Consider the following 9297-nt stretch of genomic DNA (forward strand, 5'->3'; position numbering starts at 1 on the left):
CTATGATAGTTTAATCATGTCAGGCATTGCTGCCTGACTCAAGTAAATCACTCTCCGATATACTCGGGGCGGTTCATTATTGCTTTTACTTTAATCTGATTGTCACTTGGTGGCGAATACTTCTGTACCTAACATAGTTCAAGCACATTCGCATCAATGAGGAAGTTGGCTAAGCTATCAACAATCGATTGATGAGTGATTTGATTATTAGGTGATAATTAGGAATGACAAATTATGCAAAGGGGTTATGTACATTATTAAGGTAGTAAGCTTAGCAGTGATGAGTAGAACAAGTTCATTGAACAGACTAACTTTAAATGAGTATTAAAATTACTGTACCTACAACGTGTCTATAAGAGGTCATTGATAGATTGATTTAATAAGTTAATCGTAGACTACGAGCGAACTAGGACTAATTAAGACTCTGGACATTAAGTCTTCAAGACATATCAGTTAGTAACTATGCTAATGACGATCATAATGATTATTTAAGTAGATAATATATTATGATTGAGTAATCAGGAGCTAGACTAATTAATGACTTACTGTTTAGTTATGGGTTTATGAAGTTAATATCAGGTAGCTCTAGTTTGCTTTATGTTTATATTAAATAGAGTTCATCGATTTTATTTAACATAAATATCTGTTTTTATTGATAAATATTTATTATTTTTAGAAAATAAATTACTTACCATTCATGAACTTCATGGATATTCTAGATTTTTTATCATATTGCATACCTTTTAGAACTTTACTTCATGAACTTAGATTCGATATCTCTCATACTTACCCAATGCATAAAAAATAAACTTCTCAATTTTAGTTTGAAAATTGGTTTCATTCTTAATGAAAACAGATAGAATACCTACAAATTGTTATTTTCCATGTGAGTCTTGAATGTTAAAAATCCATGTAATAGATGCGGCTCATGGAGATTGCATCCTTCTTGATTTCGATCATTCGAAAATATTGATTGACTGTGGTCCAAAATCATTCAAGGTTCGTAAAGATGTACTTGCCAATATAGCGAAGCTTTTAGGTGAACGTGGTACTATTGATATAGCAGTCGTCACCCATAATGATGATGATCACATTGGGGGGTATGAGTTTTTACTTGATACAGGTATTAAGATTGGTACTATTATTTTCAATAGCCTTCAAGATATTCCAAATATTATCAAAAGTGCACAGAAACAGATTTCATACAGTCAAGATCATCTTCTTAGAAAGAAACTTTTAGAAGAAAGAGGGATTCAAGTTCAATGCTTAACAAGAGATTCTGTGTCTTTTATACATAGGGATATCAAATTAAATGCAATCACACCAACAGTTGCGACTTTAGAAAGAATGCTAAATGATTCCACTATTAAAGAAGAAAAAAATAAAAGACAAAAACAAATTTCAAGCTTAAAGACTGAAGAAATATCACTTTATGAAGCATTACAAAACATACAATCTGATCAAGACGTTTTTAAAAGTGATCCTTCGATCACCAATAAATCAAGTATTGGCTTAGTTGTTGAGTTCGGAAGCTTCTCGGGACTTTTCCTAGGTGATGCTCATGCTAAAGATGTACTTGAAGGTTTGAAAATTGCGGGTTTTGAAAAACATAAATTTGATGTGGTAAAGCTCTCTCACCATGGTAGTGAACGAAATACAAGTACTGAATTACTAGAGCTTATTGGAGAGTCTGAATATATTTTATGTGCAAACAATGAGACAAATAACTACCACCCTAATAATGTAACGTTAGCTAGAATATTAAGTTTGGATCATAACCCAGATATTCATTTAAGCTCTAATAGTTCTAACTTATTAGCAAAAATTGAAGAATGTAAAAATCTTAACTTCGATATTAACGAAACCTATCCTACTGATGGTGTAAATACGATTCACTATGAATACAAATAATCTTATACAAGTTAAAACATTACATAGTGAGTCCAGTGGATACTTTTTCAAGTCTTTTGATGACCGAAAATCATTTGTTATTACATCTAAGCATAGTATTTGTGAGTTAAGAAACACTTGTAACCTTATCAAAAATGCAGTTAAAGATTGTTGTAGACTCTGTCCGCAAGAATTTGACACTAAGGGAATTCAGTTATTAAATAACAGCAACGAGGCTGCTCTTCAAATAGAGAAAATTTATTATGATAAAGCAAAAGATTTAGCAATTATCAATGTAACCGAAACAGCTCATGATACTTTAATTATCAATGAAAAAAGCATTAGTGATTACTATGTGAGTTTTGGTTTTAATAGTAGAGATGTTGGTGTAACACCATTAGTATTTGACGTGCCCAGAGTCGTTGATACACTTATTTATTACAACCTATATTCTGATCCAACTCCTAATTTAATAGAAAAAGAAGATAATTTTGAAGGAATTTCAGGCTCAGTAATTTTTACAAATCATGAAAACCACCCAACAGCCAAAGCACTTATTATTCATAATGAAAATCATAATGATTTTGGAGCAGAAAATCTTGACGAATTAAACTTCAATGAAATCAATACCTTTTTCGAATGTGAAGTTTTTGATCAAAGATTTTACATACCAGAATTAGAAAGAATTAAAGCTGTTAGCCAACAGAGCTTAGAGTTAGTTGCTAATACGATTGATGGGATTCATTTATCTAGGCCTACTTTACACAAAAAATTTGAAGGAAAATTAAATTCGGGCAGATTTATACAAATTACGGGCTTGTCAGGCACAGGAAAGTCGGTCTTGTTAAGACAAATCGTGGAGTCTAAAGTCAATGATTTTCCATTTTTATTTATAAAGTCAAATCAACTCATTGAAAGTAATAACTGGTTAGAATATATCCATAGAAATGGACTACCTAGCTTCTCGATTTCAGAGTGGCTAATAAGTTTGGAAGCGGCTGGAGGAGTTCCAATTGTATTTATCGATGGCATCGATAAAATTAGTGAAAATAGCAAACCTATTATTGTAGACTTAATTCGTACAGTCTTAAATAATAGCGCTTTGGCTAATTGGAAAATTGTTACCACTTTAAGAGATACAGGGCTTGAACCGTTAAAAGTATGGGTCGGCACTTTCTTAAAGAACATATCTATTCAAACCCTAAATGTAGATATTCTAAACGATGATGAGTGTAATGAGTTAGCCCAAAGAATCCCTAGTATTAGTAGAATGTTATTTAGTGATAGTAAAGTGAAGGATATTATCAGACGTCCATTTTTTGCTAAAGTTTTAACAAGTCTAAATGATAATAGTTTTGAACCTGAATCTGAATTAGATTTGATAGTTGAATGGTGGAAACGAGGAGGGTTCAATGCAACAGGTCAAGATATATATAATCGACAAGACTTGTTAAAAACGATTTCTGAAATAAAGTCTCAAAATCTCAGTAATGGTGTCAAGCGCACAAAAATTAAGCCAATAGACGCATTAGATAGCTTAGTAGTAGATGGAATAGTTCGTGTAAACACTAAAATCTCTACCGTTGATTTTACACATGATATATTTTTTGAGTGGTCTTTACTTTATGTTCTTTTGGAAGAAGAAAAAGAATGGTTAAGCAAAATCGAAAGCTTTGGACAACCCCCTTTTATAGCTAGAGTTGTAGAATTACTTGCTCAACGAGAATTTATTGATGGGGAGTGGAGTAATCATTTATTACATCCAAAATTTAAAGAGCTAAGATCTCAATGGTTAAGAGCATGGGTGATTGGACCAATAGGACATCCTAAGTTCATCGAGCTGAGCAATAAGTATACAGAATCCTTACTCGAAAACGATTTTGATCTTTTTAATAAATTATTGACATGGTTTCAAGCAGACAAGACAAAAGCCAATCCAATATTCTTAAAACAGGCTGATAAATTAGAGATGGCTATTCAATATCCTTGGCCATCTGATGTTTTACTGTGGAAAACACTCTTAGAGTATATTGTTAAAGTAATTCCAAGCACTACGCCTAAGGTTTATCCTAAAATATTAAAAAACTTTGAGGTTTGGCAATATGTAGGTATCCATATCCCATCAAATAAAGTGTCGAAAATGGTATTAGATATATCAGTTCAATGGCTTTTAGAAATATCTGAAAGAGAAAGTACTGGTAATTGGGGGCAAATAGTCAACTTAAAAGATTTCCATTTCGGGCTAATTAATTTGATTTTGATTTCAACTCAATCAGATCCATCCTATATTGACAATTATCTAAATTTTTTACTTTCACAAAGTGAAGTATCCAAGGAAATATACGTTCACATAGTAGGTGCTTCTTCTATTATTACTCAGCATCATCCAAAATTACTTGTTGATCTAACTCTAAAATTTTTACTAGATGAACTGCCCAAAACATGTATAGAGCGTGAAGAGACTGAATATCAGAGAGCTAATCAATATTTTCAAGAGTTATTAGCTAAGCCTGAAGACGAAAGATCCAAGAAGGAACAATTAAATATTGATCGTCGTGCATTGTACTTTCATCAGTCACCATATCAACAGATACAGAGTAACGATTGGGAAAATTTATCGATCAAATATGAGTCAAGAATTTTCTGTCCAAGTTCTCCTCTAAGAGAACCGTTTTTTTCCTTATTAAACCATTCAGAAGATGATGGGTTACAGCTAATACGTAACTTATCTAACCATGCTATTCGAGCGTGGAAACAACTATGTGAAATTTCTGAACAAGTACCTTTACCAACTATCATCGAATTTCCTTGGGAAATGCAAGAATTTTGGGGAAATAAAAAAGAATATATTTGGAAAAAACCTACTTGGATAAATAATGCTATTTCATCGGCCTACATGGCGTTGGAAAATTGGTGTTTCGATCAACTAGAAAAGGGGCGAGATTTTGATGAACTTATTGAAAAAATTACATCAGGACATGAATCAGTAGCGATTCTAGGTGTAATGAGTGTTTTAGCTCTAAATAGGCAAATTATTTCGGGTTCTATACTTCCAGTTGTTACTAATTTTAAAGTTTTAGAATTAGATAATTATCGATTTCAGCAAGACTCACAGGAACCGAGTGTAACTTTAACATCTTTCACAGCTCAAACAAGATATCAAAAAGACATTGAAGCAGTCAGAAATAACTATAATAGAGAAGGTCATAAATCAAGTTTACAATTCTTATTGAGAAACTACTTTATAGATCCTAAATTTCGTGAACTTACGAGAGATAAAGTATCCGATTTCAAAGCAGATCTTCCTTTTAGTTTTGAAAAGGAGAAGACAGAGGATTCTAATATTGATTTTCTGGAAGAACGTGCTAATTTTTATGCTGAATATGTTAATCTTGATAATTACTCTTATGAAGAAATTGCTGAGAATCAATTCAGTTTTACTTTTAGTCACCCTCATGATCAAAAGCAACTTGAATCGGAAGAGAGTAGGCAACTAACTGAGTCTGCATTATGCTCTTGCATCGCATTATGGGCTGAAAAGTCATTAAAAGCTAATGAAGTTCAGAATAACTACACTATAGAGTCAGTCCTTGAGTTCTTAACAAGCATAGAAGAAAAAAGCTTATTCCTTGATTCTTATGATGTCCATAATAATTTATATATATCTAAAAGTGCAAAACAAAGTGCTTTTAGTGCATTAGCTGCCATGGTCTTATTCTTTAGAGTAGATAGGAAAGAAGATGATCTAGAATGGGCTCGTAAAATCATTAATCAAGTAATCCAACTACCATACAGTTCTTATGAAATAGATTGTCCGCCTGCATCTTTAACTTTTCATCCGAAGAAATTTCTTGCACAGGCTTTGGTGAATGAAATTATTCAGGAGTCCTCTAGTGATTCAACTTTTAGTGATATTCTAGATATCGTAGCAAGTCCATCACATGAGATTTCATTATTGGCATTAAAAGAATGTTTTAAATTATTTGAGATATATCCTAAGTACACTTGGGCTGCTGCATATCTTTCATTTGCTCTATGTAAAAACCATATCAAACATCGAATACATCGATTGGATGAATATCCAGAAGTAGAACAAGAATTGAATCATATACATGAAAATCTCGATAATTACTTTAAATCACAGGATGAGTGGTGTGCATTACCAATACCCAATACTCCTTGGGTAGAGTTGGACGAAGAAGCAATTCAAAGTAATAATGATAGAAATAGAAAAATTGCAGAAGCCTATAATCAATGGTGGGACAAAGATGAAAATGAGCCAAAATGGGTAAAATCAGATAATCATTGGGATGATGAATTCGCAGGAAAAGTTATTAAACTACTACCTGAAGAATTACTTCATAATTCGTCTCAGATCTATATTCTCGATTTTTTAGAAAGCTGTCTAAAATGGACGATTGAAAGGCAGGAACCTTCTTGGTTTAAAGAGAGTCAGAGGTCCGGAAGTAAAGATAGCATGTATGAATGGAGTTATAGCCTATCTAGTGCCCTAGCTAGAGTTATTGGAATATTTCCTGAGGAAAAAATTCAATCTCAGTTCCTTGCACCAATTCTTAGTCTAAAAACTGATGCTTGTTGGGAGTTACTTTATCCTTTCATTGAAAATTATATTTGTCATTATGTTTATGATGCACAAAGCATGCCCAATAAAGTATCAAATATTTTAGACTTATGTTTGGATCGTTTTCTAAGTGCCTCGTGTTTTGATAAAAAAAATTATAGAGCTGGACAGATTTCAGGCACTGAATTACCTCGCATTGCGAAATCACTAATGTTTGTATCAATTGATCAAAAAGCGCCTTCATCAAGTAGATTTGTGAATGGTAATTGGTCTGAAATTACTATAATTTTACCTATAATTGATAAATATATAAGAGCTGTGGGTTGGGTCGAATATATCATTCACTTATTCTTGAAATTGTGTGAGAGGTCTATACAAAACTATCCATCAAATGTTTATGCTGATCAAATCCTAGAATTAATATTATTAGATGAGCTATTGAACTGGAACGACCAAATACACGATAAAATATCTAGTCTTATACAAGCTTTCATAGAAAAAGAACAATCTATGCCAATAGAATTACGACAAAAGTTCTTAAAAATTATTGATTGGCTAGTTGATCATGGTGATCGAAGGAGTGCTGCACTTCAACAAAATGAGTTTTTTCAAGATGTGAAGAGCTCATGAACTATAGATTTAGAATTTCAGATAGAGCTAATGACTTTTATCGCTTTATCTAATTGCTTACCACTTTACATATCAGTTTTCCATAGACTCAATTTTCTCTAGGTACACAATGAAATTATAAATTTCATATTGGATGATCTTAAAATCATAGGATGTTGAATGTAAATATTCATGATATGAGATGTACGAACCTTATTTTAGATTGACTATACTACTAAAACACACATTAATTAGAGGTTTATAGAGATATGGAAGCATCGACTACAATCAAACAGATGTTATCAGGCAATCGAATTTTCGTACCAACATATCAAAGAGCTTATTCTTGGGAGACAGAGTTTGAAAGTTCTAACACACCCAAGCAAATAAACGTTTTTTTATCTGACCTAGAAGACTACAACCGAAGTAACACAAAATCAAAATATTATTTCGGACATTTTCTTTTTGAAGAAAAGCCAGAAAGTAAATTTGGTGTAATTGATGGCCAACAGAGATTGACTACAATTATTATTTTTCTTTCGACTTTATTTAAAAAGCTTGAATCTCTTCGAGCACTCACTGAAGATGAAGAAATCTCGAAAGAAGATATGATTATCAGAAAGTCTACCTATCGTTTTGAAACTGTAGATTATGATAAGCAGCTTTTTAAAGACTATGTAATCGATCAAACTAAGACAGATCACAATGGTCTTTCAACTGAATCTGCTAAACGTATAGTAGCAGCTTTTGATTTCTTTAATTTATATTTAGTAGGTAAGAACGAAACCTATTTATTGAAAATGTTGAATACAGTTCAAAATGCATCTTGTACAACTCATCCCGTAAAGGACGAGTCTGAAGCAATCCAAATGTTCATCTTTCAGAACAATAGAGGCAAAAAACCCTCTAATTTAGAAGTTATTAAAGCTCAATTTATGTTCAACATACATCTATACGGCAATGAAGAAAAGGAAAGCTTACTTGACGAAATTAAAGAGCGATTCGAAAAAATTTACAAATGCATTTCATCCATAGAGTACCGTATTAAGGAAGATGATGTATTAGCTTATACTCTTCGAGTTCACTTTAACTCTCTTTGGGAATCTAATACCGATGATAAAATTAACAAGGTGTTAGCGGAAGAAAACTCAATCTCTTTTATCAAGTCTTTTACAAAATCTCTCGATACAAGCTTCGAAAGCTTAACTACTTTCTTGAAAAAGGATGAAAGAGAGAATATTGAAATTCATTCACTAATGACACTTGGCGGTACGGGTATCGCCATGCCTTTTATAATTAAAGCTTATAAATTTGGATTGCCAACCAACCAAATTAATCAACTATGCAAGCAATTAGAGTCAATGATTCTACGTCATAGACTTATTGGAACAAGAGCAGATTTGACTTCACGTCTAAACAAAGTTTATCAAGAATTTAAGATTGATAGTTCCAATATCAAACCTATTGTTGATCGAATAGAATGGATGAAATCTGTTTCTTCAGACTCTTGGTGGTCATCATATTGGAATAATGAGGAACTAGAACGCTCAATTCAGGGTAAAATCAATCATTCAACAGCAAAATACTTGCTTTGGAAGTACGAAAACCATCTAGAAAGTCTTGGAAAAAACGGTTATACAGCTACACGTTTTGACAAGATATTGAAACCTGAATTAGAACACATTGCTCCGCAAACAGAAAACCCGGAAGGTGGGTATGACAATTATGACGATGATTTCAACAATCAATTTATCGACTGTTTAGGTAATTATTTATTGCTATCAAAATCACATAACTGCTCGGTTGGAAATAGACCTTTTTTGGAAAAACGTGACAGCTATACTCATTTGGAACAGCAACGAGAAGTTCAAAGGATGACTATAGACAAGAAAATTTGGACAAGGCATTTAATTCAAGAGAGGAAAAATAATATTATTGAGTTTATCATGAAAGAGCTATAAAAATAAGTTTATGATCCATATCACGATCCTATGGATGAATATTTATAAATGCTTTATAAGTTCAGCCCTTCTCTCAGCACTCGATAGACGGTAGCAACCCCGACACCGCACGCCTTAGCTATCTCATCTTTTGTCATAGTATTTTGACTATTTAACCCCACTCTCAACTTCGAAAGTGATTGAAAAAAGAAGAGCACCTCACTAATCTATTGTTTTCGACCAAGAATACAATGGAGTTGTGAGATGCCCATACAA

General features: G+C 32.6%; 4 protein-coding genes. 3 read left to right on the forward strand and 1 reads right to left on the reverse strand.

Going from position 1 to position 9297, the window contains the following annotated elements; genetic code table 11:
• Positions 1-897 precede the first annotated feature (897 nt).
• The 3 genes from JMX13_RS13155 (at position 898) to JMX13_RS13165 (ending at position 9042) form a co-directional block, all read left to right on the forward strand.
• Positions 898-1911, forward strand: a complete 1014-nt coding sequence (locus tag JMX13_RS13155) for a ComEC/Rec2 family competence protein (RefSeq protein WP_201613245.1) — start codon at positions 898-900, stop codon at positions 1909-1911.
• Positions 1898-7102: an ATP-binding protein gene (locus JMX13_RS13160; RefSeq protein WP_227686333.1), complete on the forward strand. Its 5205-nt coding sequence runs from the start codon at positions 1898-1900 to the stop codon at positions 7100-7102. The genes JMX13_RS13155 and JMX13_RS13160 overlap by 14 nt, the downstream gene beginning before the upstream one ends.
• A gap of 248 nt (positions 7103-7350) precedes the next feature.
• The gene (locus JMX13_RS13165; RefSeq protein ID WP_227686334.1) at positions 7351-9042 is read left to right on the forward strand and encodes a DUF262 domain-containing protein; all 1692 of its coding nucleotides are present in this window, start codon (positions 7351-7353) and stop codon (positions 9040-9042) included.
• A gap of 53 nt (positions 9043-9095) precedes the next feature.
• Here the strand turns inward: JMX13_RS13165 and JMX13_RS13835 are convergent, their stop codons facing one another.
• Entirely contained in the window at positions 9096-9179 is an 84-nt protein-coding gene (locus tag JMX13_RS13835; protein ID WP_227686335.1) for a helix-turn-helix domain-containing protein, read from the reverse strand.
• Positions 9180-9297 lie beyond the last annotated feature (118 nt).

Source organism: Psychrobacter immobilis, from assembly GCF_904846285.1.
GTDB classification, from domain to species: Bacteria; Pseudomonadota; Gammaproteobacteria; order Pseudomonadales; family Moraxellaceae; genus Psychrobacter; species Psychrobacter immobilis_D.

What these genes read in the sequence shown, in the direction of transcription:
- JMX13_RS13165 (WP_227686334.1), top strand. Translation starts at nt 7,351, where the DNA reads ATGGAAGCATCGACTACAATCAAACAGATGTTATCAGGCAATCGAATT.
- JMX13_RS13835 (WP_227686335.1), bottom strand. Translation starts at nt 9,179, where the DNA reads ATGACAAAAGATGAGATAGCTAAGGCGTGCGGTGTCGGGGTTGCTACC.
- JMX13_RS13160 (WP_227686333.1), top strand. Translation starts at nt 1,898, where the DNA reads ATGAATACAAATAATCTTATACAAGTTAAAACATTACATAGTGAGTCC.
- JMX13_RS13155 (WP_201613245.1), top strand. Translation starts at nt 898, where the DNA reads ATGTTAAAAATCCATGTAATAGATGCGGCTCATGGAGATTGCATCCTT.